Source organism: Bacteroides sp. D55t1_190419_B8 (assembly GCF_015558905.1).
Taxonomy (GTDB): Bacteria; Bacteroidota; Bacteroidia; order Bacteroidales; family Bacteroidaceae; genus Bacteroides; species Bacteroides vicugnae.
Map to the genome: position 1 here is coordinate 49,203 of NZ_JADMOU010000014.1, position 25,448 is coordinate 74,650.

Consider the following 25,448-nt stretch of genomic DNA (forward strand, 5'->3'; position numbering starts at 1 on the left):
ATGACAATGAAAAAGTATTTATATACATTATGTACCGCAGCTCTGTTGGGATTGGCAACATCTTGCGTAGATAGTTTCGACGCAACTAACCAGAACCCCAACAAACTATATCTGGATGAGATTGATATTCAGAAAATATTTCCAGGCACTATCTACAAGTCTCTGGACGTATTATCCGAAATGAATTATAACTATTACGCCTATATGGCACGCTACGTGGTTTCCTGGACCAGCCCGCAAAGTTCAGACAATGTAGGTGACAGATTCTATAACTTCTATAAGAAAGTATTGGGTGATGTAGCTATTATGGAAGATAAATACGCTCAGGACACCGATAGAAATTATTGGGCAATACTGATTACCTGGAAAGCCTACCTCTACTCCGTACTGACAGGCACTTGGGGACCGATACCTATGGACGCAGCTTGTAAAGAGACTTATGGAAACGTATATTACTATAACAGTGAAGCTGAAGCATATATGCAAATCCTCCGTTGGCTGGATCAAGCAGTAGAAACTTTCGACCCGAACGGACCCAAAATGCTGAAAGATCCTTTCTATCCTTCTGCCAGTGGTGACAGTGACATTGAAAAATGGCGTAAATTTGCCAACTCCTTGCGTCTGGACGTGGCTATCCGCATGATGAACATGAAAAAAAGCCCTGAAGCTATCTCTATGGCACGTGAGCAAATTGAAAAAGCGTTGAACGAAACCAACCGCAACTACTTATTCAGCTCCAACAATGACAATGCAGCAGGACGCTATGGTACTGACCCCAATGCCGACGTTTCCTTATATTACAACCGTATCCTGAAAGAATTCGATCTGGGCACCAAGCTGGAGACAGAAATAGGCGGGCTGACTTACCCGGCAATGAACGAATACTTCTTCTGTTATATGCGCTCTTACAAAGATCCCCGTTTGAGCAGATATGCGCAAACATCCCGTATCAATGAAACGGGTGATTACCGTGCCGTAGTAAGAGACTCCCTATGGTCGGAAGCAGAACAGAAATACGTACAAGTTTCATACAGAATACCTTTCCTACCCCGCTTCGAGCTGAAACAAACACCGAGTGGATGGATTGTCGGCAAGGATGAACACAACAACAACCTTCAGAGCCTTTATTCAACCGCTTCCGTAAGTATTGAAGGCTACACATATGCTCTGATTCAGCGCGATTTCATCAAACAGGATGCTATGGTGAAACTGTTGACATGGGCGGACGTAAACTTCATGCTTGCCGAAATCCAATTACGTAAAGATGAATGGGGTGTGAATGTTGCATTGCCGCAGAGTGCTGAACAATATTACTACAACGGTATTACTGCTTCCATGAACGAATATAGTGTTACTGCCGGAATCTCCGAATACATAGAACGTAACGGAGTCAAATGGAACACCAACGGACTGGGATGTCGTGACTACCGTGCCTTCTACAAAGCCGATATCAACGGAAAAGGCGGTTATAAAAACAATCTGGAACAAGTATGGAAACAACGTTACATCGCCGACTACTTCAACGGATTTGCCGGTTGGACACTGGAACGCAGAACACGTGTGATGAAATATCCTCCTATTTTCTATAACGGAACTCCGAACAATTACGGGACCTACGGGGCCAATCAATTCGATCCGGTTCCCGAACGTTTGCAATATCCTACAGACGAACGTAACTGGAACATGAACTATTACCGGGAAGCCTGCCGTATGCTACAATCCACTTCACTGGTACCTCGTTCCGACGGAAACTATAATGATAATTTCTTTACTCCATTGGGTATCGGCGGACCATACAATCAAGAAGGTCTATATGAACGTTGGAAAGGCGGTCAGTTAATGTATAATAACGAAATGGTAGCTCATTGGTATGGAGACACCATTGAAGAATTTGTCGAAAACGTATTGGAAGACTATCCCGAGTATGCTTCCCTACAAGGAGAAGAACGCTTAGCGGCAAGTATCAAGTTTGTACGCATAGAAGATAATAAATAATAAAATAAAAAGAAAGACAGTTATGAAACTAATGAAATACATTACGGGGTGCTCTGCCGCTTTATTACTTCTTGCGGGATGCAACAAAGAAGAGGGTCCGAACATCGATGACTACTTCTTGAACTACGAAATTCCGGAAATTCCTGTCACCGAAGATTATCAGGTTGGCATTTTCTACTACAAAGGGAATGATATTACCACCAGGCCGAACGGTGATCCCAACTTCACCCGCTGGGAGCTTCTGACGCTGACCGATAAGGAATTGAGTGCAAAGAATGACTATAATAACCTGACACCGCAAGTAATGCCCGAATCACAAAAAGACGGCTATTTACAGCCGGATGCAGGAAGTCAAAGTTACCGTATGATTCCAATGATACAACAACACGTGGACGATTGCATCGAAGCTGGGGCAGACTTTATCATTCTGCCCGAAGCAGGAGCAGATTTGGGTAAAGGACCCGGTACCGAAATTAATCAAGGTGACTCTCTGTTCATCACCTTGATGTTGGGACGCTCTGGCAGAGGCGGCAAACGCCTTCCGATGCCACACATGGGACAACCGGGTATAGACTTCGTCGACTTGAAAACGATGAAAATTGTGGTTAGTGTTAACTGGAACAACATCGTCGACCTGCCTCCTACACTATCTTCAACCAATTGTATCGAGACTGCAGCCGGAAAGGTATATGATGGTATCACATACACCCGCCAACAACTGCTGAACAACTTCTTCAGCAAAATCGGCTGTTACTTCTCTGACGACCGCTACTACAAAATCGGTGGCACGCGTCCGGTGGTTTACATTAAAAATAAGACTGGTGAAATCTATGCACAAGAATCCAAAGCCATGTACGATGGCATCCGGAAAGCTGTGAAAGAAGCTACCGGCTACGACATCTACATCATGGTGGAAAGTGCCGATGTATGGTGCAACCAGATGCGTTACCAATACTTTTACATGGAAGGCTGCGTAGACGCTGTAGCCAGCCGTAATATGTACGACCAGTCGGAAATGAGCCGCTCTTATATGTATCCGCAAATGATAGACCAGAACTGGAAGTACAACCGTGAGACTGCATTACCAGCATTTGGCGACGGAAGCATGGAGTTCGTTCCTACTGTTGGTCCGGCTTGGAACAAGCTGGTGCAGGATGGTCGCGGTTCTATCGGTAACTCACCGATTGTAAAAAAAGACCCTGCCACATATCGTACCATGTGTAACGTAGCCAAGATGAATGCCGGACGCAACCGTCTGATTCTGGTTGACTCTTACAACAAATATAATTTCGACTCATTCATCGAGCCGACAGTAGAAAATTATGGCAACGGATATGGAAGAACATATCTGGAAATCACCCGCCAGCAATTCAAGAAGAACTAAAATGTTAACTCTTTAATGATAAAAAGAATATGAGAAATAAATATTGGAAATACATATGTCTGCTAGGTTTGGGGGCTTTCTGCTGGACATGCTCTGATGACAATCCGAATGACGGGCCCGACGGTCCCGGCTCTGAAGGTGGACAGGGAACGGAACAAGAAATTGTACGTTCCTATAAAATAGGTACATTGGCTGGATTCGAAGGCAACTTGCGCCAAAAGATGGACAAGCCGTTCACTGACGTTTCTACTATGCACAACCGTTCATTATTCTGCCGTTACGTAGCTTCTGCTTATCCCGAAGCACAAGATGACAAAGCATATCCCGGTCCAATTACCGAAGCCGACTGGTGGGACAACTTCGTAGAAGAAATCGCTTACAGTGGTCAGGATTATGTTGCCATGAACTGTCGTGGTGAAGCAAATCCTGATATAGACCACGGTCGCCCCGACAAACTCCATGACTTGATGGCAGCTATCAAACGCAAAGGTGTGGAACATGAATTCAAGATCGCTATCTTTGATGATACCCCTGCCTCATGGTCGGCTGCACGCAATGCACATAAAGGATACGGATACGACAACAAACCGTTCAAAAATGGTAGCCGCGTAGAGGGTTCACACTATCCGCTACTCTTCCTCGACCCTGAGAAAGAAGATATGAAAGGTGCAAACAACGATTTCCGCAAAGAGATATATTACTACATCTGGGATGCCAACCTGAAACCATCGTTCGAAAATGTTCCGCGTGACTATTGGTTTGAGATAGACGGACGCCCTGTCATCCTATTCTGGAACCCCAATGGATTCCTACAGGACAGTTATCTTAGCGAACTGATGAAGAAAGACCCGGTAAAGTACAAAAGTACGACCGGACTTGACGAAACGAAATCAGATGCCTATCATGGAAAGTTGAGTTATATTCTGAAGTGTATCAGCGACGACTTCAACACCACATTTGGCGTACGTCCGTTCCTCATCATCCAACGCGAATGGACTGACCGGGACTACTCACTGGTGGACTGCCCCTATCTGGATGGTATTCACAACTGGTTTGCCGTTCCTACAATGGATATGGCAGAGGACGTATATAACGAAAACTTGCTCTACAACACCTATATTTCCGCTTACAACTTCAAAGGTTTCAGCGTAGGCAGCGGATGTCCGGGATTCGTACAAGGTGATCTAGCTCGTCCGAACTGGCAATTTATAGATGCCGACCACGGCCGTTATGCAACCAAGATGATGGAATCTTTCCTATCCAAGAAGCCTGATCTGGTATTCCTTGAAGGATTTACCGACCTTGCAGAAAACGCTGCATGGTGGCGTAGTTCGGACAAGATCTATTACGATTATCCCAACCAGCGCATCAACCTGCTCCGTAAGTATAGCAATCATCCTTTCCCGACCAGACAGAAACTGGAAGCTGAAGCTTGTGACTACTGTTACCAAGGCACTGTTTCCGGCAGCAAGATAGAAACATCTCTGACGGAAGTGGAAATGAACAATGCTCCCGAACAGGGAGCAGTAAAATATTGCAACGACACGAAGTATAACGGTGGTTGGCATACCAACCTCACTTCCGGTGGTCTGAACACACTGAAATGGAAAGAACTCCCTTTCAGAACCGGAAAATCAACTATCCATTTCCGCTATTCCAGCAATGGTGCTGCCAGCGTACGTTGCCAGATTGGCGATACAATGACAAAAAGCGTAAGCCTCCCCGCAACAGGCAGTACATGGGAAGAAGTCGAAATAGCAGTTTATTCTCGCGATGCACGTGGATATGCCGACTTCAACCTGATAGTGACCGAAGGTGACATCAGCCTGAATTATGCAGAGATTATCGCAGAGAAATAAAGAAACAAGAAAAATGAAATATTTATCAAACTAAAAATTTACCTATGATGAACAAAAGAGTATTAAACAGTTTTCTCTATGGAGCACTGTTGTTTTCATTAGGAACAGGAGTTGTTTCCTGTAAGGATTACGACTCGGATATTGAAGGACTGAACAACCGTATCAGCACGGTTGAATCTGACATGGATAGATTCAAAGAAAAGATTGAGGCTGCATTGAACGCCAATCTGACAGTACAGAGCTGGTATCCCAGTGAAGACCAATCACAATACACAATTGTATTAAGCAACGGAGACGAATTATATGTACAGGCTTCCAATAAAGCGACTCCTTTCTACCAGTTCAAGGTGGAAGAAGGTACATGGAGATACACCAAAGACAAAGGTGCAGGCTGGTACAAGGTGTTGACATTCGGCACTGAACAGGAAATCCCCGGAACAGATAAAGACCAGTTATACTACGACAAGAGTAACGGTTACATCTACATCCAAAAAACAGAAGGACTGGTGCAAACCACCATCACAGCTGATAAAGACACTCCGATTCTGGCAGAGAACAAAGAGAATAAGACGCTCTCTGTCTATATCTACGGTGAAAACTATATCCTCCCCGTACAGGGCGGTGGTTTCAGCGGTATCAGCTCTATCCTCTTCCAAAAACAATTTGTTTTTGAGGAAGACGAGTTCCTGGAAGCAGCCAGCTATACTAACAAACTAGGTAAAGTGGTTACTGCCCATACAGCTACCGCCAAGTTCAAGATTCTGCCTAAAGACATCGACTTGTCCGAAGCAGACTTCCAGTGCGCGGATATCCACGAATTGAAACTGACACGTGCGGAAGTGCCTCAACTGTTGGTAAATACCAATAAGAAACTGGACGAAAACGGCCTCCTGACCGTAGAACTGACTCCAAGCAACATGACAGCTCCATACTACGGTGCAGTGTTGGAAATCACATTGGACAAGACCACTACCAGTTCCAATTATTTCGTAGTGAAACCGACTTCTTACAGCGCCAGCAACGGTCTGTTTGCTTATCGTGAAACACGTACGCTTTATCAGGACTCGGAATCTCTGAAATTCATCAGCACCGAAAGTCTCGACCTTGCTAAAACAATAGGCTGGGGATTCGGCGAAAGCGGAGAAGTGAAGTTTGTAGACGAACTGGGATTCGGTGAATTGGCTATTGAAACAACTTATGAGTTGACAGAGAACCCAAATAACACATTCGAAGTAACAGATAAAGGTGTGTTAACCGCTAAAGCTGCCAACAAATCAGGTAAAGTGAAAGTGACTTATACTGTTGCCGAAGAAGAATTCTCTAAAGAAGTATTGATTTACTCACAAGATGAATCGACTGCTAAAAATGGTATTGGACTGACAGGTGTAACAGAACTGTTGAGCAATATCGAAAGTCTTTATAAAGGTACCAAAGTCATCAAAGTGCACAATGCTCAAACCACATTGGAAAATATGGGTGTTACTGCATCTAAAGCATGGAAACTGGGTACTCAACTTAACGGTGGCAGCTGGGAAACAATCCCTATGACTACAAATCTCGCAACGATTACACAAGAAACCGAGTTGGCTAATGGTGAAGTATGTCTTTACTATGATGCGGCTCAAAAGGCTAATTATCTATTGGTAGGTCCTCAAACTGAAGGTATAGATGGTGCTAACCTGTTCGCTATGAATGACGAGGGGACAGACAAAGCAGCTTTCACACTCAATGAAAAAGAAGTGGGATTGTATATAGGTAATGTAACTTCGAAGTACGTAGTAGAAGCTCCGACAAAGAAACCTGAATTGAATATCATGATTTACGGTAAGGCTGGTATCAACAATGAAACACCGTCCATACGTTTGGGCGAAAGATATACAATTCCGGGTGTATATGATGAAACGGAAGGTTATCACTTTACTAATGTGGATCTGCGCAAAACGTTATATAACTTCAAACCTGCCGATGCAGAATTCACCATCACGTTGAACAAAAACGATCAGAATACAAAAGTAAAAGAAAGATGGGATGCCAATAATGTAATATGGGATGCTGCCAATTACACACTCACACTGGTTCGTAACAGCCCGCACATGCAGTTATTCCAGCTTAATTTCAATGACAAGAAGATCAATGAAATGAATGAAGCTGACAACGGCCTCAAGTTCTCGTGGACATTCAATGCCGGAAAGGGAGAGGTGAAATCCGAAGGTAATGAACAGTGGTACATCAAAGACCCTGTACGCCAACCGGGAGAGCATACAATTTACATGGGTAGTGATAAACAACCGAATGCAACAGGAGTTGTAAGCAAAGACTATGAAATTAAAGTTTCTGAAATCACCGGTGATGACACGAAGACAAAAATGGCAGACTTGGAAGTAGGCAAGAAATACTACTTGGGGAACTATTTTAAGAATCATGCTTTCTGGACGAATGGTTGTTCTTGGGACGTATATGGCGGTCCGACCGGTCTTACTGGTACCAAGTTGCCTGTATTGCTGAAATATGACTCTGCCGGAAACAAGATTGTGATGACTGACTATTGCAAGAAATATTTCTGCAAACAAAACTATTCTTTGGTTTTAGAGCCACAAGGAAATGAAACGAGTAGCACATTGGACGTAAACAGCGAAGAACAATCTTTCACATTGAAAATTGTTCCGACCACTACTAACTTCCAATTCAAGTTTACCTTTATCAGCGACTACTCCAGTCAGAATATGTTCTTCAGAATCATCGAAGGATAATTCCGGAACCTATTCATAATAGAGTATCGTTATGATATTGAACAAAAACTAATCTATAAATAGCCATGCCACTAAATCGTAAGCTTGTAATCTTCGTTTTTTGGCATGGTTCTTTTTATTTTTCACATGGCATTTATGTCAAATTCATTGCAACATTTAGTTTTTCAATGCAGAGATTTAGTTTTTTCTGTGCATAGATTTAGGATTTTCTATGCATAAAACTAGAGGAGTTTATGCAACGGCATAGTTGTCATATTGCAACGGGACCATAGTCATCTTATAGTAAGACAAATGTCACCTTATAAGGTGAACAGCAATTTAAAAAGAAAGAGAAACCTATAAAGATACAAAATTAATCAACGAAAAACAAGAGCAAAGACAATTAAGCACATATTAAGTGTACATTAAGCGGTACTTCATTCTAATATTTATTGTCGAACCGTACTTTTATACCAAAATTATTATTAACTTGTAATATCATGAATAGAATCAGCAAAGTATTTCTGGCTTGTGCGTGCAGCGTCCTCTGCATGAACGGACAAGCACAAAGCAATGCTACATGGACAAACGACTTCTCCAATGCCGGAGAAACATTGAAAGTGGTGGGTCGGGGAACATGCAGTATTGCCGACAATGTATTCCGTTCGAAAGGCGCTTATGCCGTATTCGGTCATCCCGAATGGAAAAACTACTCCTTTTCTTTCAAAGCCCGTGCCCCTAAAAATGCCGAACAGGTGCAGATATGGGCGAGCTTCCGCAATTACAACCGTTTCGACCGTTATGTGGTAGGTATCAAAGGCGGACTGCAAGATGATCTTTACCTGATGCGCACCGGATATATGGGTACGGACGAATTTATGGGAGTCCGCCCGTTAGGTTTCCATCCTGTACCGGGAGAGTGGTATCGTGTAAAAGTAGAAGTTTGCGGCAACCGTATCCGCATATTCCTCAACGACGAGAAACAACCACATATTGATCTTGTAGACAAGAATGCCGACCTGGTACCATCAGGTGAAGTTGCTCTGGGTGGAGGATGGATAGAAACTGAATTTGATGACCTCACCGTTACTCCGATGGCAGACGATGCACTGAAAAACGTGAAAGTGGCAGAATATCAAAAGAAGGCCACTCCTGCGGAGAAAGAAAACAAACGCCGCCAGGAACGGGCTTCCTATACTTCCGCCAAACTGGCAGCGCTCACCGGCAGCCGCACAGACATCACGCTGGATGGCAACTGGCTCTTTATGCCCGACTATCAACTGGACAACAAGGATAAGGCTGTTTCGGTACAAACGAACGACCAGGACTGGCACATCATGTCCGTTCCTAACTTCTGGACACCAATCCGTATCTGGCTGCATGGCGAAACGATGCCCTCTCCTACCGGTGCACAACCCAAAGGTGTGTCGGACACCTACTACCAACAGGAAACCGACCGCTGTGAAAACTATACATTCGATTATCGCCGGGTGAAATATGCCTGGTACCGTCAATGGCTGGAACTGCCTGCCAATGTGGAAGGCAAAAATATGACACTGACCTTCGACGCGGTCTCCAAAATTGCCGAAATCTATATCAACGGAACATTAGCCACTTCACATCTCGGCATGTTCGGTGAAATTCAGGTAGACGGCAGCCATTTGCTGAAACCCGGTAAGAACCTGATTACCGTAAAAGTGACACGCAAAATGGATGGAAGCGCATCGGAATCGGCAAATGCCATCGATTTCTTCTATTCTTCCGTACGTGAAAGTGAGCAGGAAGATGCCAAAGTGGAAGTGAACAAAGATGCTCTGCTGAAAGAAATTCCTCATGGTTTTTATGGTGACGAACCTGCCGGAATCTGGCAACCGGTAAAGCTGACGATTACCGACCCCGCAAAAGTGGAAGATGTCTTTATCAAACCGACCCTGAATGGCGCTACCTTCGATGTAACCCTAAAGAACCATGGTAGTAAAAAGAAACAGTTCGACCTTTATACGGATATCATCGACAAAGAAACCGGTGCTGTACTCTATTCGGGATTATCCATACGGAAACTGAATCTCAATGCAGATGAAGAGCGCATGGAAACCTATACGATCAGCGATTTGAAACCTCGCTTATGGACACCGCAGCATCCCAACCTGTACGATTTCAAATTCCGCCTGGTAGCAGATAAAGGAACAGAACTGGACTGTCTGACAGAAACTTCCGGATTCCGTACTTTTGAGGTGAAAGACGGACTTTTCTACCTGAACGGTAATAAATACTGGTTGCGCGGCGGAAACCACATTCCTTTCGCACTGGCACCTAATGATGAAAATCTGGCCAATACTTTCATGCAACTGATGAAAGCCGGAAACATCGACGTAACCCGTACACACACCACTCCGTGGAACAAACGCTGGATGACAGCTGCCGACCGTAACGGTATCGGTGTTTCATTCGAAGGCACATGGTCGTGGTTGATGATTCATTCCACTCCAATTCCAGACCAGCGTCTGATTGAAATATGGCGTAACGAGTTTTTAGGATTGCTGAAAAAATATCGCAATCACCCTTCACTGCTCTTCTGGACAGTGAACAATGAAATGAAGTTCTACGACAATGACAGCAATCTGGAACGTGCCAAAGAGAAATACCGTATTATTTCGGATGTAGTGAAAGAGATGCGTCGCATCGACCCTACCCGTCCTATCTGCTTCGACTCCAACTATCAGGCCAAAGGCAAGGATAAGAAATTCGGTGCTGACTTTATGAGCAGCATCGATGATGGCGACATTGACGATATGCACGGTTATTACAATTGGTATGACTACTCGGTTTTCCGTTTCTTCAATGGAGAATTCCAAAAACAGTTCAAGGTAACCGACCGTCCGCTTATCAGTCAGGAGATGTCTACAGGTTATCCCAATAATGAAACGGGGCATCCTACCCGCTCCTATCAGCTCATCCACCAAAATCCTTATACACTGATCGGTTATGAATCTTATGACTGGGCAGACCCGGCTTCCTTCCTGAAAGTACAAGCATTCATCACGGGTGAACTGGCCGAAACGCTTCGTCGCTCCAACGACCAGGCTTCGGGTATTATGCACTTTGCATTGATGACATGGTTCCGTCAGACATACGATTATCAGAACATTGAACCGTACCCCACCTACTATGCTTTGAAACGGGCTTTACAACCTGTATTGGTTAGTGCAGAATTGTGGGGACGCAACTTGTACGCAGGTGAGAAACTGCCTACACGCATCTATGTGGTCAATGACCGTGAAGACGGTACGGATCTGCAACCGTCCCTGCTTCGCTGGGAAATACAAGATGAAAGCGGAAAGTGCCTGGCAAGCGGCAGTGAAAAGATTCCGGCTGTGAAACATTATGCGCGATACTATGCCGAACCTGATATTCAGTTGCCGGCCAATCTGCCTGCCGACAAGACAAAAGCCAAACTGGTATTAAGACTCACAGAGAACGGTCTGCCAATTTCTGCCAATGAATATGAGTTGTTGCTCACTAATAAAGAGTGGAATGTAGGTCAGGTAGACCCAAACAAAAAGATTGTATTATTGGATAAAGATAACACGAAAATGGTATTTGACTTCCTGAACATCAATTATCAACCGATTTCTTCCATAAAAGAATTGCTCAACAGCAAACTGAAAGCTGACCTTTGCGTTATCTCCGGTCTGACAGCCTGCACTGACGAAGAAAAGGAGCTGATCCGTGCTTATCAGTCAAAAGGTGGAAAGCTACTCTTCCTCAACAGTAAGGAAGCCGTCAAAGCTATATATCCTGAATATATCACGGGCTGGATTATCCCGACAGAAGGCGATATCGTAATTATGGAACGCAATGATGCTCCGGTGTTCAATGACATCGATGTATTGGAATTACGCTATTTCAACAACAATAAACGGGAAATTCCGCAAGCATGTACCGCTACTCTGAAAGTCCATCGCCACAAGAACGTGACGGAACTGGCAGGACAGATGAAAATTCATGCTTACATTGATGGTGGAAAACCGGAAGACCGCATCGAACGAATAGAATCTATGCGTGGACTGACGATGTTACAAATAGCTGACGGAAAGGGAGAAGCAATGATCTCTACCATGTGTACGGAAAAGGCAACGACAGATCCGGTAGCTGGTAAGTTAGTAGTGAATATGATTAATTGCCTGACTACCAACAAATAGGAATAAGGTAGAAAACAGAAATAAAAGAGAGGACAAATGTCCGAAAGGTTTTGAATGAATAAACTCCCTCTTACTTTGCCGTGAGGGGGAGTTTTCGTTTTAAAGTCTTTCGGACTTTCGTCCTCTCTTTTTTATTTCAGAAAGGAAATAATCGTTGTAAAACGAATATCGCATTGTGCAATATTCATCTGATCGTATATCTCTTACCTTTAACAGTATCAAAAGCAATCCGGTCGTCAGCGAGTACTCTTACCTTAGCACCGGAAACTTTCAGACTCTTTGCATCCGGATATTTAAGCATACACTCTGCACCTGCATTAGAAAGTATTTCAATCGAAGTGATTTGCCCTTCTTTCCAGGTTACATCCACTTCAAAGTTTCCTCTGGCTTTCATCCCTTTGAACGCACCGTCTTTCCATGCATCGGGCAAAGCGGGAAGCAACTCGATATATCCCCCCTGACTCTGCATCAACATTTCCGCAATTCCGGCTGTACAACCAAAGTTTCCATCAATCTGAAAAGGCGGATGCGCGTCAAAAAGGTTGGTATATACACCACCGAAACGGCCTTGGGGAACAGTCAGTTTCATTGCACTCCGCAATAATGCATGAGAGCGGTTACCATCATGCAAACGGGCCCAGAAATTTAGTTTCCACGCTTTACTCCAGCCTGTGCCCTCGTCTCCACGGGTATTCAGTGTCACTTTCATGGCATTTGCATATTTATCATCTTCTTCGCTCCTTCCGATCACAATCTGCGAGCCCGGATGCAGCCAGAAGAGATGGTTCGTATGTCTGTGCCCACCGTCTCCGGTAACATCTTTCGTCACTTCGTCCTTCCACTCCATCAATTGTCCGCCCAATCCTATTTTCGGACCGGAAAGTTTGTTCATTGCAGTCTTTATTTCTGCAATCTCCGGTTCTTTGTCCTTACCTAACACCTTGCTGGCTTTTATCATCATATCGAACATCTCTGCTATCATGGCTTGTGAGGTGGAGCAACCTAATGAAAACTCACCATGCTCGGGAGAATGTGAGGGGTTTGCCACCAAAGTACCGTCCCGCTCGTCCGTCCAAAGGTTATCCACCCAGAAAAGAGCCGCTTGGAGCATGACATCATAATACGCTTCTAAAAAGTCCTTGTCAAGATTAAACTGGTAATATTCCCAAATATCCTGGCACATCCAAATAGCTCCTGCCGGAAAATGATGGGGAGTGTCTTTCTTGGCCGGAGCCGTATTACCCCAAATATTATTTTCATGATGCGTCACCCATCCACGTACATTTCCGCCATCGGGTTTGCAATAATATTGTTGCGCCGTATATTTTCCGCGTGGTACGAGGCTCTTTACATATTCTACCATAGGCAGGTGGCAACGGGATAGATTAGTAGGCTGCGTAGGCCAATAATTCATCTGCACATTGATATTGGTGTGATAGTCGGAATTCCAGGGATTGGAAAGTCTTTCTCCCCATACACCTTGCAAATTGGCAGGCAGAGAACCTTCTCTCGAAGAAGAAATCAATAGATAACGACCAAATTGGAAATACAACATTTCCAGATATTGATTCTCGGATTCCGAGTTGGCATGAGCATCCATACCCTTCAACAGGCTGTCTGTAGTTGCAACGGGCATTTCCGGCAGATTGCCCAAATTCAGTTTCATTCTGTCATACAACGAATGGTAATCTTTCTCATGGGTAGCCAATAAAGCAGTATATTTTTTATTGGCCGCCTTTTTCAGCGTAGCCTTCACTTTATCCAGCGGTTCTTCTCCAGAGAAATAATGATAAGAATCGTCCATGCATTGCACATAGTTCGTTGCAGCCGACATCAATACGATGATTTCTTTGGCCTCTTCTATCTTCAATTTCTTCCCGTCTACTACCGTAATCTTTCCGCCTGTATGTTTCACTAATAGTTGCTGCGCGTATTTCAATCCATTCTTCCAATGATCTCCTACGCGCTTGTCACCACTCGTCGGAGTAGGATATCCTGTCAGGGTAATCGTATTGTCCGAAGCCCGGATGACCTTGTCGGTATGCAATGACTCCAAAGATATCATACGCGAAATCTTTCCCTTCTTCGAATCCGATGTCAGACGCATCACCATGATATTGTCCGGATAACTCATAAAATACTCCCGTTTGAAGGTTATTCCTCCCTCTTTATAAGTTACCCGATGAATGGCATTGTCGATATCCAGCGTCCGAGTATAGTCAGAATAGGCAGGTTCGGAGGTAGCCGAATTTACAACCTCTACAATGATATTGCTCAATGTTTGAAAAGAGCCGAAATGCTCTTTAGTTCCAGCCAGTTTATCTATGAGGTTTCTTAGTTCCGTACCGTTACCGTCCCCCTCATAATTATGGGTAATCAATTTTCCGTCTGCGTCAATATAAGCGGAATGATTTGCAGTAAAATCATTCATCTTCTGCTGTAACAGCACACGGGTTTTATGAAGATAACTTTTATTCGTTTCCGGGGTTCCCAAATGCCCTCCGTTATAAGATGGATCTTCGCCAGGGCCTCCCGACCACAAAGTATGTTCATTTGTCTGAATAACATCTACTTCCACACCTCCGAAGATCATAGCGCCCATATAACCGTTGCCAATAGGCAATGCTTCGCTTTCCCACACTTTTGCGGGTTTGTTGTAAGTAGCTTTCAGGGACGGCTGTTGGAAACGGGCGGCCATTGTTGTTTCCGCCATCAGACAGCATAAGAATAGTGCGTTTATGCACCGCAAATACTTGTTTTTCATACTACAATAAATTAAAAGTCGGGCTGTGTAAAAGGTACAGTTAATACATCGATTACCCTTTACACAGCCTCAACAACTATGATACAATCTATAAATTAATGACAGTTTGCAGACGAATATCTTTAGAGGAAGCACCGACCATAATGTCGAACGCACCTTGGGGAACGATGAATCGTCCCAATCCTGCATCCCAATAACGAAGTTGCTCTTTATCAAGTTCGATTTCTACCACACGGCTCTCTCCTGATTTTAAAGGAATACGCCGGAAACCTTTCAACTCTTTAATCGGAACGACACCTCCGGTTTCCGGAATCCGCACATAAACCTGTGCCACTTCATCCCCTTTCCTCTTGCCGGTATTCTTCAAGCGGAAAGAAACGCTGACGGTATTTGCACCGTCTTTTACTTTCAAATCGCTGTATCTGAAAGAAGAATAACTAAGTCCGTAACCAAAAGGATAAAGAACGTCTCCTTTAAAATATTTGTAAGTACGCCCTTTGGTTATATCGTAATCATCGAAAGCAGGCAATTCATCCAGAGATTTATAATAAGTGAGCGGCAAACGCCCGGCTGGATTGTAGTCACCAAACAATACGTCGGCAACGGCTGTTCCTCCCTGTTCACCCGGATACCAGGCATTTACGATGGCAGGAATATGTTCGTCCATCCAGTTGACAGCCAGTGAGCTTCCTGCTACCAATACAACGATTATATTCGGATTTACTTTATAGATTTCCTGTAAGAACTCTCTTTGGTCTGCCGGAAGCTGAATATCGTACCGGTCCTGTCCTTCACGTTCTATTGACTTATTGATTCCCATCACAGCAACGACCGTTTCACATTCGCGGACTGCTTTTCCGGCCTCCCCATACAAATCGAGACGGGTAGCTTTTCCTACCTGCGGAACTTTCCATTGTAATTTTGCGATAGCATAATCCCGGTTGTCATAGTACTCCGCTTTTAACTGATAATCTTTCCCCGCTTCAAGATAGATGGAAGCAGAGTCGGTAGATACCGCATGAGCCGACCAGGCATCAATCAACAACTGGTTGTCAATACTCAAACGACAACCATCGTCGGAAGTAAAACTAAAAGTATAACGACCGGAGATAGTCGGTCTCAACTTTCCCGTCCAACGAACGGAAAGCGGAGATTTAGGAAGAAAAGGATCGGGCGCCTGATTGGCAGGCTCAAAATTAATCCAACCTTCTTTACGTACTTTAGGCGTACCCTCCAATGCAGTGTTTTCAAAATATTCCGCTTTCAATCCTTCCGGAAAGTTTTCTCCTTGAATCAGTTCCAAGCCATCGGCAGCAGATTTCCAGGGTGCATACACTACTTTCACTCGATCGCCTGCCCTGTCTTTTATACCTTGCAAAATGGAAACCGGATCTACTACCGGCGCACCGCTATAATCGCCAAACTCACATTTACCGGCATTGATACCTACCACGGCTATTGATTTCACCTTATTAACATTCAATGGAAGCATATTATTCTTATTCTTCAATAAAACAATGCACTCCCGGGCTGCATCCAAAGCAATCTGTTGATGCTCTTTCGAGCCGATCACCGACGGAGAGATTCTGGTATACGGATTTCGTTCGGTTCCATCAAAAAGTCCCAGTTTCATACGTGCTGTCAATACATGGCAGGCAGCCGAATCGATATCGGCATCCGATACCATGTATTGTTTGTAAGCATTCAACAGATATTCGTCATAGACATCATCTCCACATTCCAAATCCAATCCAGCCTGAATGGATAGAGTGGCAGCCGCCTCTTTCGTCTTTACATACTTATGGGCGTTTACCAATAAAGAAGGTCCCCCACAATCGGAAACGACATATCCCTGAAATCCCCAGTCCTGACGTAACACCTTTTTCAGCAGCCAGGCATTCAGTGTACAAGGCACATCGTTCAACGCATTGTAAGCAGTCATGATAGAAGCAGCCTTTCCTTCCTTCACACACATTTCGAAAGCCGGGAAATAATATTCGCGCAGTTGCTTTTCCGAGATTTGCGGATTACAGACAAAACGGTTATGTTCTTCGTTATTGGCGGCAAAATGCTTGGGAGTGGAAACAATCTTCAAATAACGCGGATCATCTCCTTGCAAACCTTTCACAAAAGCCGTTCCCATCACTCCGCTTAGAAAAGGATCTTCCCCATACGTTTCCGGGGTACGTCCCCAACGGGGATCACGTGCCATATTCACCGTAGGCGACCAAAAAGTCAGTACATCACTAAACTGCTCTTTCTGCTCTCTCCCCTGATCGAGTTCATTCCAACGGGCACGCGCCTCATCCGAAATCACAGTAGCCACCCGTTTTTGTAACTCCGGGTTCCAGGTAGCTGCCAGTCCGATAGCTTGCGGAAATACAGTGAAACGTCCCGGACGGACTACTCCATGCAATGCCTCATTGCCATGATAGTATTTATCAATACCCAAACGGGGAATACCGGGAGAAGTAGCACGCAGCAAACTAATCTTTTCCTCCACTGTCAGGCGGGAAAGTAAATCTGCCACCCGTTCGTGCACAGGAGCGTTTTTATTCTTATACAACTCTTGCGCATGTATCAATGAGCAAGACATCACAGATAAAGTACCTGCCAACAAAATCTTTTTATACCTGTTCATTATCACCATTTTCTATCATATTTTCTTTTATAATTGTTCGTAGCACTTGCTCCGGAATCACTTTCCCACTTTCTAATCTACAGGACCGTCCATCAACAAATCATGTTTCTTGTTCTTTGCATCATAAGAATTGAAGTCGGCTCCGTATGTTGCAATTCCCATTACACGCAACATGGAATTCCAGAAGACTATCCCGGAACCTTTTTTCCACGAAGAAGGAACAGCGACGCATTGTAAATCCCAAAGTCCGTTCAGACAAACTTCATCCCGATAAGGCTTTTCCTGGGGAGTGACCAACCCTTCTGCCGGAGAAAAATCACGGGAGAACACCACTTTCTGTGTCTGCGCAAGCATTGTTTCCGAAAAGACTCCGATCCAAATACAGACGCAGCATTTGAATACTTGCAAAGTCATTATCTCACTGTTCCTTTTATCTTGCATGTTTATCGACCTTTCATTTCACTAATTACCATTCTCATTAAATGCCGTTATCGAGAAATAATATTCCGAGTCTCTGTTAAAGTAACGGGCTTCATATTGATTGTCAAATACCGTCACTGCATGCGTTAACTTATCTTTCTGTGTTCCCCACCGTAACACGTATCCGGTAGCCTCTTTTTGTGCATCCCAAGTGAAACGAAACATTCGTTTATCCTCCGAATCCCGGATTGCCCGGAAGCCTGTCACCTTAGAAGGAGCAGCACCTTCTCCTTTACCAAATACACGGAAACCGGATAAAGAGAAGCACCCATCCATCTCTTTAGCGTTACAAATTCTCAAATAACGGACCTTCACGGGTTTATCCAACGTAAACAGGCGATGAGGCTCATCTTTTCCATTCTCTCTTTCATCAAACAAATTCATCCATTTTTTCCCATCTGCAGAACCTTCGATAAAAAATTGATAAACAACGGGAGGGTGTGGTGCGAAAACCTTGAAGTGATGGTCGGCAAAATTCACGTGTATACTATTTACCAACATTGGAGTCTCCAAATCAACCTGTAACCATTCGCCCTTTTTTCCGGTTTGAGCAGCCCACCATGTTTCAATCTGTTCATCATTTGCATTGCCCGGTTCATAGCCGGCAAGAGACGAAGAAGCCTGTACCGGTTTCCGGTATGAAAGCAGATTCCATCCCATACTCAAATCTGTTTTATCAAAATCAACTTTCCGGTTAGGAATATAGAAAGGATAATCCGACCAGACTGTGTGAGCATATATACCGTTGCGACTGGATACAGCAACCGGGAAAAGTCCCAACCGCCGTTCAAACATATGACGAACGGAAATGCTCATGGAAGCTACGTGCCAGTAGTTTCCATACTTATCCTGAAAAGTATGTCCGTGTCCTGCCCCACCGATAAAGCCTCCCGGTTTAAATGAGAACGGATTGTCTTCCACATATTCAAAAGGACCCAAAGGAGTATCTCCTACATAGATTCCATCGCCATAAATACGATATTGAGTACCCGGAGCCGCATATTGCAAATAATAACGTCCTTCATATTTCAGTATACAAGGTCCTTCGTTCCATCCCTGACGCGGTTCTTCATTATTCTTTCCGGGAACTTCCCAGCCATACTTGTCTCCATGATGCGCGATCAGTGCTTTGGCTTCACCCAACGCGCGAAAACCGTCTTTCGGATCTACTTCCACCCCCATAATCGGGTCCTTATCCGAACATCCCCAATACATATACACCTTACCGTCCTCATCACTATAAAAAGCCGGGTCGTGAAGCCGGTAGGTCAGTTTGGTGTCCACAGCCTCCCAAGTATCTTTTTCCGGATGGGCATTTTTGAAAATCTGTGTTTTCCCGCTGGAAGTCGTAAAATAGAGCGTATCTCCTATCGGAAGAATGGTAGGAGCATAATCTTCCAATGTGGGGATAGTCGTACAAGGAATATATTCCCAGCCGGCCAGATCTTCAGAGCGCCAATATCCACCGGACTTGGACGCAAATAAATAATAATAGCCTTTAAAATACTCCAATACCGGATCGGCAGCTTCCCGACGCGATTCGTCTTTCGGTTGAAACCGATAGTTCAGATTCATCGGATTAGTTACTATCCGATGTTGGGCGATTCGCTTTCCTGATGAACAGGAAGTGATACATCCTGCCAATATGCTTGCAATTAATAGATGAGTAGATTTCTTCATGGTGTTTTTCTTTTTATTTATTCCGGTATTTGTGTCATTCCCAGTGATCTGTACGGAAAGGTGATGCCGGCAACCCTTCCTCATTATACAGATTACAACGCGGGCTATTGGAAAATCCGTAGCGCACAGCTACTGGTTCGGCAACTTCATGACTCGATACAATGACCTTATTACCTTCTATGACGGCATCCGCCCAAACAAATTTACGGTCGGCCCCGGCAATGCCAAATCCCGTGAGCTTTGTCGGCTTTGGACGAACCTGTTCTCCTTCAGGAATATAGGGAGAAGTCCCTATCATCAACTTCTTACCCTGATTGGTAAACTCCAAGATAATTTTATTGCCCTTCACTGACATTTTCTTATAAAGAGGTCCCATACCAACAATTTTCTCTCCATATGCCAATTTACGGGCAGCAAGGGCTAACCTATGTCCTACATCGTATTTATCAACCGGATGCAAATCGAACGGGTCGCCAACATCAATCGTTACCGCCATCGCAGTATTAGGCAGGTTCAGTGTTTTCAACTGACCTTCGCGTACCCAACGCCAACCGTTCCCCTCAACAGAAGGTTCCTGATCTACAGGCTCGAAATTAGGAAGCTGTACATATACAAAAGGAAAATCTCCTATTCCCCATTTCTCCCTCCAATCTGTAATCATCCGGGAAAAAAGTGTCGCATATTCTTTTGCCGAGCCACCGGAATTAAATTCACCCTGATACCAGATTACTCCTTTGATACTTAACGGAATTAAAGGAGAAATCATGGCGTTAAACAGATTAGCCGGGCCGTTATTTCCACCATCCGGTTTGCGTGGATTGGGTGGACGAGGTACTCTGGGTTCCGGTTTGGCGGGCGCCGGTTTCCCATCGGCTTGTGCAGCGCGTACGGCTACCGCCCATTCTTTCTGTGCCTGATTCCACTCTTTACCTATTGTTTGATCCCATTCTCTGACTGCTATATCAAACTCTTTCTGCTTTTGCGGATAAGTAGCCAGTATTTCCGGATTATCTTTCACATTTTTCTCGTAAGCAGCTACATAATGAGCCAATGCAGGCTCCTGCTTTAGCCCGGAAAGGCTTGTCCAAGCTTCTGCACGTGTACCACCCCAGGCGGACTGTATCACTCCTAACGGACGTCCGTTTGCAGCACGCATATCACGTGCAAAGTAATAGGCAGTGGCAGAGAAACCCTGCCCATTTATTTTTGCCAGCATCTCCGGAGTACAAAGCACCCACCTGGCAGCCCGTTCGGGACTGGCTGTTCCTTGAGGAATTTCAATCTCCGACAATGGCTGTAATGACGTATTTTTAGGGACAAAGAATAAACGTAACAATGAATCTTCCGAATGAGCTATATCATCAGCATATTCTTTTCTGACCTTGATCCCCCACTCCATATTTGATTGTCCGGAAGCAACCCATACATCACCTACCAGCACATCCGAATAAACCAGTTTGTTTTTTCCGGTAATAGTCAGCGTCTCTCCTTTTTTCTTCGTTTTTACCGGCTTCAGTTTTACCTGCCATGTCCCGTCAGCATTGGCAGTGGTTCTCACTTTTTGTCCGGCAAAGAGTACTTCAATGTTTTCTCCGGCATCAGCCCATCCCCAAATCGTAATCCGGGTATCTTGTTGCAAAACCATGTGGTTACCGAAAATCAAAGGCATCCTTACATCTGCTTTCACTTCCGGCAATCCCAAGATAGCGGACAGTGACAGCAACCACGAAACCAAAAGTAATTGTTTCATTTTATCAGGAATTAGATGAAGGTGATGGCTCTACAGAGCCACCATCTTATATTTAGTAGTAAAAGCAACAGGTTGCTTGTTGTCTTTATCCAGTTTGAACGGAATCAGTTTTTCTTCTCCGGCTCCCAGTTCATAATGAATGGCATCCCCTGCTTTTTTGCCGTCAACAAACATTTCCACCTTGCCAATATCCATCAGCGTACCATTATTCTTCACGCTGACCCATACAGTCTTTTGATTCTTCGTCAGATTCTCTTCTACTTTGGATACAGAAAGGATAAAGTCGGCACCGAATTCGTGCGTATAGTTAAGCATACCGGTCACCCCTTTTTTATTATCGCTGTAACCCACACTATGTTTAATCTCATTCTTGGCCACATAGTCAGGACTCATACCACCGACACATATTTTGAATTCTCCTTTTTCCACTACCCTGTCCATGTGGTCATTGAGCAATGAAATGTCGTATGGCGTCAGTTCAAAAGAGACGGTTTTCGATTCTCCCGGTTGCAAATAAATACGGTCGAAATCCTTTAACTCCATAACACGGGTCTTGACGCTGGCATACATATCCGTCACATACAATTGTGCTACTTCATCACCGGCACGGCTTCCTATATTCTTCACTGTAGCCTGAACCGTCACATTTCCATTGGGTTTTTCCTGTATCTTCAAATCCGAATATTCAAAAGAGGTATAGCTAAGACCGAATCCGAAACGGTAAAGAGGATAATATTCCATATCTACATATTCGTAACGACGCCCCGATGTTTTGAAATTATAATATAAAGGAAGTTGTCCTACGTGACGCGGGAAAGTCATCGGCAAGCGACCACCGGGATTATAATCACCAAACAGTACATCTGCCATTGCCGGACCACCTTCCTGTCCCGGTAACCAGTTTACGAGAATAGCTTTACACATTTCCGATGCTTTCAGAATATCATAAGGACGTCCTGCCTGAAGAATCAGAATCACCGGTTTACCTGTCGCACAAACCGCTTCCAGCAATTCCTGTTGTTTACCCGGCAGAATCAGAGTGGCCCAGTCATTATTCTCACCGCATGTCTTGCGAACATCATTGGTGGCTTCGCTGGTAGAACAATCTCCCAATACCATTACTACAACATCGGATTGAGAAGCGGCTTTTACTGCTTTGGGAATATTCGTTTCATCCGGATTTGTAAAGTCACAACCCTGCTCATAAAGAACTTTCGTTTGCTTACCAACAGCCTCTTTAATGCCCGTCAATACGGACTTCAACTGTCCGGGTAGTAGTTTCGGAGTGTAATCACCCGGTTGGAGATCGTCTGCTCCGGGACCCAGTACAGCTATTGTACGCAGGTTCTTGGTCAAAGGCAGAAGGTTCTCTTTATTCTCCAACATTACGATAGATTCACGGGCTGCCTGACGTGCCATCTCTTTATGGCTGTCAGAGTTCCATCCCGGATAAATCTTCTTCCAGTCCAACGGTTTGCAGGGATTCTTTTCAAAGAGTTCATTACGGAACATGGTAGAAAGCATGGTACGACATACGTTGTCCAGATTTTCCATGTTGATGCGTCCGTCTTTGGCGGCCTGAATCACTTCTTTATTGTTATAAGTATCACCGCAATTAGTGGCAATACCGGCAGCCAATGCCTGGTTAGCAGCTTCAATCTTATCTTGTGCCGTATAATGTTTACGGGCAGTCAGATTACCGATAGCACCACAGTCACTGACAATAAATCCGTTGAATCCCCATTCCTGCCGCAAAATCTGTTGCAGCAGTTCCGTACTCTTGGCAACCGGAATACCCATATAATCGGAGTAAGCCATCATCAAAGACTGACAGTCATAGTTTCGGATAGCATGACGGAACGGAACCAGGTGAACTTCACGCATTTCACGTTCAGACAAACCGATGTCATGCGAGTCACGCCCACCCAATGGAGCACCATGTCCGCCAAAATGCTTGGGAGTGGTAAATAATCCTCTGGACTGGTATCCTTTGATCCATGCACCACCTATTTGTGATACCAATACCGGATCTTCTCCAAAAGTCTCTTCACAACGTCCCCAACGTGCATCCTGCGCAACGTCCAGCACCGGTGACCATGCCTGCTTTGTATTGGCGGCTACCGTTTCGTCTCCGATTACCATCGCCACTTCTTCCGTCAGCTTCCGGTTCCAGGTGGCTCCCATTGCTAAAGCCTGCGGGAAAATAGTCGCTCCGCTTCCATACGAGAAACCATGTACGGCTTCCACTTTTGTGATAGGCGGTACATATAAATGAGGAATACCGGGAATACCCCATCCTTCACGAATCAATTCCATTTTATCTTCAGGTGTCATCACTGCCAGCAGACTTTCCACCCGTTCTTCTACCGGAAGCGATGCATCCATATAACGACGGTCAGTCACTTTCCCTTTACTGTCTGTCAATACTTTCTCTGCTACCAATACTGAAATCTCCTTTAGAGAGAAAGGTTTATCCAGCTTTCCCGGCTTGAAATTCAACTTGACATGAGCGCCATATTTAGGAGTGAATTTCACTTTCATCTGTTTGTCATTGCCTTCTATCCGGTAGTTTACGGGAGTTCCCAGATTCATCGGATCATAAGTGACAAAGATATCCAATACCTCTTTCAGTTCATTTTTGTTGACTCCCTGCATCTGAAGATCCAGTTCGCAAACATCACCCGGTTGCTGGATGGTAAACATCAGCCATTGCTCGGTCTTTAGTGCCTGCGAAGGTAATGTCCACATCGTCTTTACATTTTTATCAAAAGCTAAAGCAGCATTGTCCGCATTGGCAGAAGCCGATACCGACAGTATATCACTTTGTTGCTGCGCCATTACCATTGAACATGACAATAATCCTATTGCCAACATCCATTTCATTTTGTTTTTCATGTTATATTCGTTTTTCTTTAGTCAATCACTCATTTTGTTTGCCTTACCAGCTTGATTGTACCATCAGGATTGTAATACAGTTTATCTACACAGATAGAACGAAGCCAGTCGTGCCCGGACAACGCACTGTTATGGTAAAAGGCATACCATTGTCCTTTGAACTTGACAATAGATCCATGATTGGTATAGCTGTCAGTCGGTTCCATATAAATACCTTTCGATTCCCAAGGTCCCAACGGAGAGTCACTGATCGCATAGCGCATCCGGTTGTCCCCCTTCACTCCATCGTTCCAGTTTTCATCGTGATTGTCGGAATAAGAGAGATAATACTTTCCATTATATTTGTGAATCCAGGCTGCCTCATGGAAATCTTCCAGTCCTTTCATGAGTTGCATCGGGCCATCCAACTCCATCATATTATCTTTCAACTTACCTCCTTTACAGGTGCCGCCACCGCCATTATAGATATACGCCTGCCCGTCGTCATCTACAAAGACACAAGGGTCAATCATCGGATCCATCCCTTCAACATATCCCTGTACTTTGAATCCTTCCGCCGGTTTATTGCTGGTAGCCACTCCGATCTTCCAACTGTCGTTCCAATCTGTTTCACTAGGGTGAGGAAAATAAAAATAGTAAGTGCCGTTTTTATAAGCACAATCCGGAGCCCACATAAACCCTCCTTCTTTGCGTCCCCATGATACCTGATCGGAGCTTAATATCTCTCCATGATCCATCCAGGTCACCATATCATTGGTTGAAAACACATGATAACGATCCATCAAATCACAACCTCGCGGAGGTGCTATATCATGGGAAGCATATACGTACAGACGTCCGTCTTCCCAAACATGAGCCGAAGGGTCTGCTGTGTACATATGCCGGATGAAAGGATTCGGAGTTGCCGGATTCAGGCTGGTATTAAAAGCTATCGCCTTTTCTTTGCGCAAAACCTTAGCGGCTTCACCAACCAGTTTCAGATAATGGTCACTTTCTACTCCCTCCTCGATAGGAACGAATGTACTTTTTCCTGTCGGAACTTCCTTTGCACATTTAAAGATAGCCGTTC

Annotated in this window: 12 protein-coding genes; 5 read left to right on the forward strand and 7 right to left on the reverse strand. The window is 44.5% G+C overall.

The window, feature by feature from the left end:
• Positions 1 to 6: 6 nt before the first annotated feature.
• The 5 genes from I2I13_RS13540 (at position 7) to I2I13_RS13560 (ending at position 12,169) form a co-directional block, all read left to right on the forward strand.
• Complete coding sequence (locus I2I13_RS13540) at positions 7 to 1,995, forward strand: SusD/RagB family nutrient-binding outer membrane lipoprotein (RefSeq protein WP_148364648.1); 1,989 nt, start codon at positions 7 to 9, stop codon at positions 1,993 to 1,995.
• A 22-nt stretch (positions 1,996 to 2,017) separates the two neighbouring features.
• Positions 2,018 to 3,379, forward strand: coding sequence for a glycoside hydrolase family 99-like domain-containing protein (locus I2I13_RS13545; protein ID WP_148364647.1), 1,362 nt, complete (start codon positions 2,018 to 2,020; stop codon positions 3,377 to 3,379).
• 29 nt (positions 3,380 to 3,408) lie between these two features.
• The gene (locus I2I13_RS13550) at positions 3,409 to 5,238 is read left to right on the forward strand and encodes a DUF5010 domain-containing protein (RefSeq protein WP_148364646.1); all 1,830 of its coding nucleotides are present in this window, start codon (positions 3,409 to 3,411) and stop codon (positions 5,236 to 5,238) included.
• Positions 5,239 to 5,282: 44 nt separating this feature from the next.
• A complete protein-coding gene (locus I2I13_RS13555) occupies positions 5,283 to 7,988 on the forward strand; it encodes a hypothetical protein (protein WP_195649710.1) in 2,706 nt (901 codons plus the stop codon).
• A gap of 479 nt (positions 7,989 to 8,467) precedes the next feature.
• On the forward strand, positions 8,468 to 12,169 hold the full coding sequence (locus tag I2I13_RS13560) for a glycoside hydrolase family 2 TIM barrel-domain containing protein (RefSeq protein WP_195649711.1): 3,702 nt from the start codon (positions 8,468 to 8,470) through the stop codon (positions 12,167 to 12,169).
• 184 nt (positions 12,170 to 12,353) lie between these two features.
• On the opposite strand, the gene I2I13_RS13565 is transcribed toward I2I13_RS13560, so the two are convergent.
• The 7 genes from I2I13_RS13565 to I2I13_RS24715 all read right to left on the reverse strand — a co-directional run bounded on the left by I2I13_RS13565 (position 12,354) and on the right by I2I13_RS24715 (position 25,329).
• On the reverse strand, positions 12,354 to 14,933 hold the full coding sequence (locus tag I2I13_RS13565; protein WP_074637807.1) for a glycoside hydrolase N-terminal domain-containing protein: 2,580 nt from the start codon (positions 14,931 to 14,933) through the stop codon (positions 12,354 to 12,356).
• A gap of 88 nt (positions 14,934 to 15,021) precedes the next feature.
• On the reverse strand, positions 15,022 to 17,583 hold the full coding sequence (locus tag I2I13_RS13570) for a glycoside hydrolase family 3 C-terminal domain-containing protein (protein WP_195649712.1): 2,562 nt from the start codon (positions 17,581 to 17,583) through the stop codon (positions 15,022 to 15,024).
• A gap of 63 nt (positions 17,584 to 17,646) precedes the next feature.
• Entirely contained in the window at positions 17,647 to 18,015 is a 369-nt protein-coding gene (locus tag I2I13_RS13575; protein WP_229128638.1) for a hypothetical protein, read from the reverse strand.
• A gap of 21 nt (positions 18,016 to 18,036) precedes the next feature.
• Positions 18,037 to 19,734, reverse strand: coding sequence for a family 43 glycosylhydrolase (locus I2I13_RS13580; protein WP_195649713.1), 1,698 nt, complete (start codon positions 19,732 to 19,734; stop codon positions 18,037 to 18,039).
• Between the two features lie 34 nt (positions 19,735 to 19,768).
• Positions 19,769 to 21,484 carry a sialate O-acetylesterase gene (locus I2I13_RS13585; RefSeq protein WP_195649714.1) on the reverse strand — a complete coding sequence of 572 codons (1,716 nt, stop codon included), beginning with the start codon at positions 21,482 to 21,484 and terminating at the stop codon, positions 19,769 to 19,771.
• A 30-nt stretch (positions 21,485 to 21,514) separates the two neighbouring features.
• Positions 21,515 to 24,379, reverse strand: coding sequence for a glycoside hydrolase family 3 N-terminal domain-containing protein (locus I2I13_RS13590; protein ID WP_195649715.1), 2,865 nt, complete (start codon positions 24,377 to 24,379; stop codon positions 21,515 to 21,517).
• Positions 24,380 to 24,408: 29 nt separating this feature from the next.
• Complete coding sequence (locus I2I13_RS24715) at positions 24,409 to 25,329, reverse strand: family 43 glycosylhydrolase (protein WP_370540835.1); 921 nt, start codon at positions 25,327 to 25,329, stop codon at positions 24,409 to 24,411.
• Positions 25,330 to 25,448 lie beyond the last annotated feature (119 nt).

Excerpts from the sequence above, each read along its gene's own strand:
- I2I13_RS13540 (WP_148364648.1), top strand. The coding sequence starts at position 7 with ATGAAAAAGTATTTATATACATTATGTACCGCAGCTCTGTTGGGATTG.
- I2I13_RS13545 (WP_148364647.1), top strand. The coding sequence starts at position 2,018 with ATGAAACTAATGAAATACATTACGGGGTGCTCTGCCGCTTTATTACTT.
- I2I13_RS13550 (WP_148364646.1), top strand. The coding sequence starts at position 3,409 with ATGAGAAATAAATATTGGAAATACATATGTCTGCTAGGTTTGGGGGCT.
- I2I13_RS13555 (WP_195649710.1), top strand. The coding sequence starts at position 5,283 with ATGATGAACAAAAGAGTATTAAACAGTTTTCTCTATGGAGCACTGTTG.
- I2I13_RS13560 (WP_195649711.1), top strand. The coding sequence starts at position 8,468 with ATGAATAGAATCAGCAAAGTATTTCTGGCTTGTGCGTGCAGCGTCCTC.
- I2I13_RS13565 (WP_074637807.1), bottom strand. The coding sequence starts at position 14,933 with ATGAAAAACAAGTATTTGCGGTGCATAAACGCACTATTCTTATGCTGT.
- I2I13_RS13570 (WP_195649712.1), bottom strand. The coding sequence starts at position 17,583 with ATGGTGATAATGAACAGGTATAAAAAGATTTTGTTGGCAGGTACTTTA.
- I2I13_RS13575 (WP_229128638.1), bottom strand. The coding sequence starts at position 18,015 with ATGCAAGATAAAAGGAACAGTGAGATAATGACTTTGCAAGTATTCAAA.
- I2I13_RS13580 (WP_195649713.1), bottom strand. The coding sequence starts at position 19,734 with ATGAAGAAATCTACTCATCTATTAATTGCAAGCATATTGGCAGGATGT.
- I2I13_RS13585 (WP_195649714.1), bottom strand. The coding sequence starts at position 21,484 with ATGAAACAATTACTTTTGGTTTCGTGGTTGCTGTCACTGTCCGCTATC.
- I2I13_RS13590 (WP_195649715.1), bottom strand. The coding sequence starts at position 24,379 with ATGAAAAACAAAATGAAATGGATGTTGGCAATAGGATTATTGTCATGT.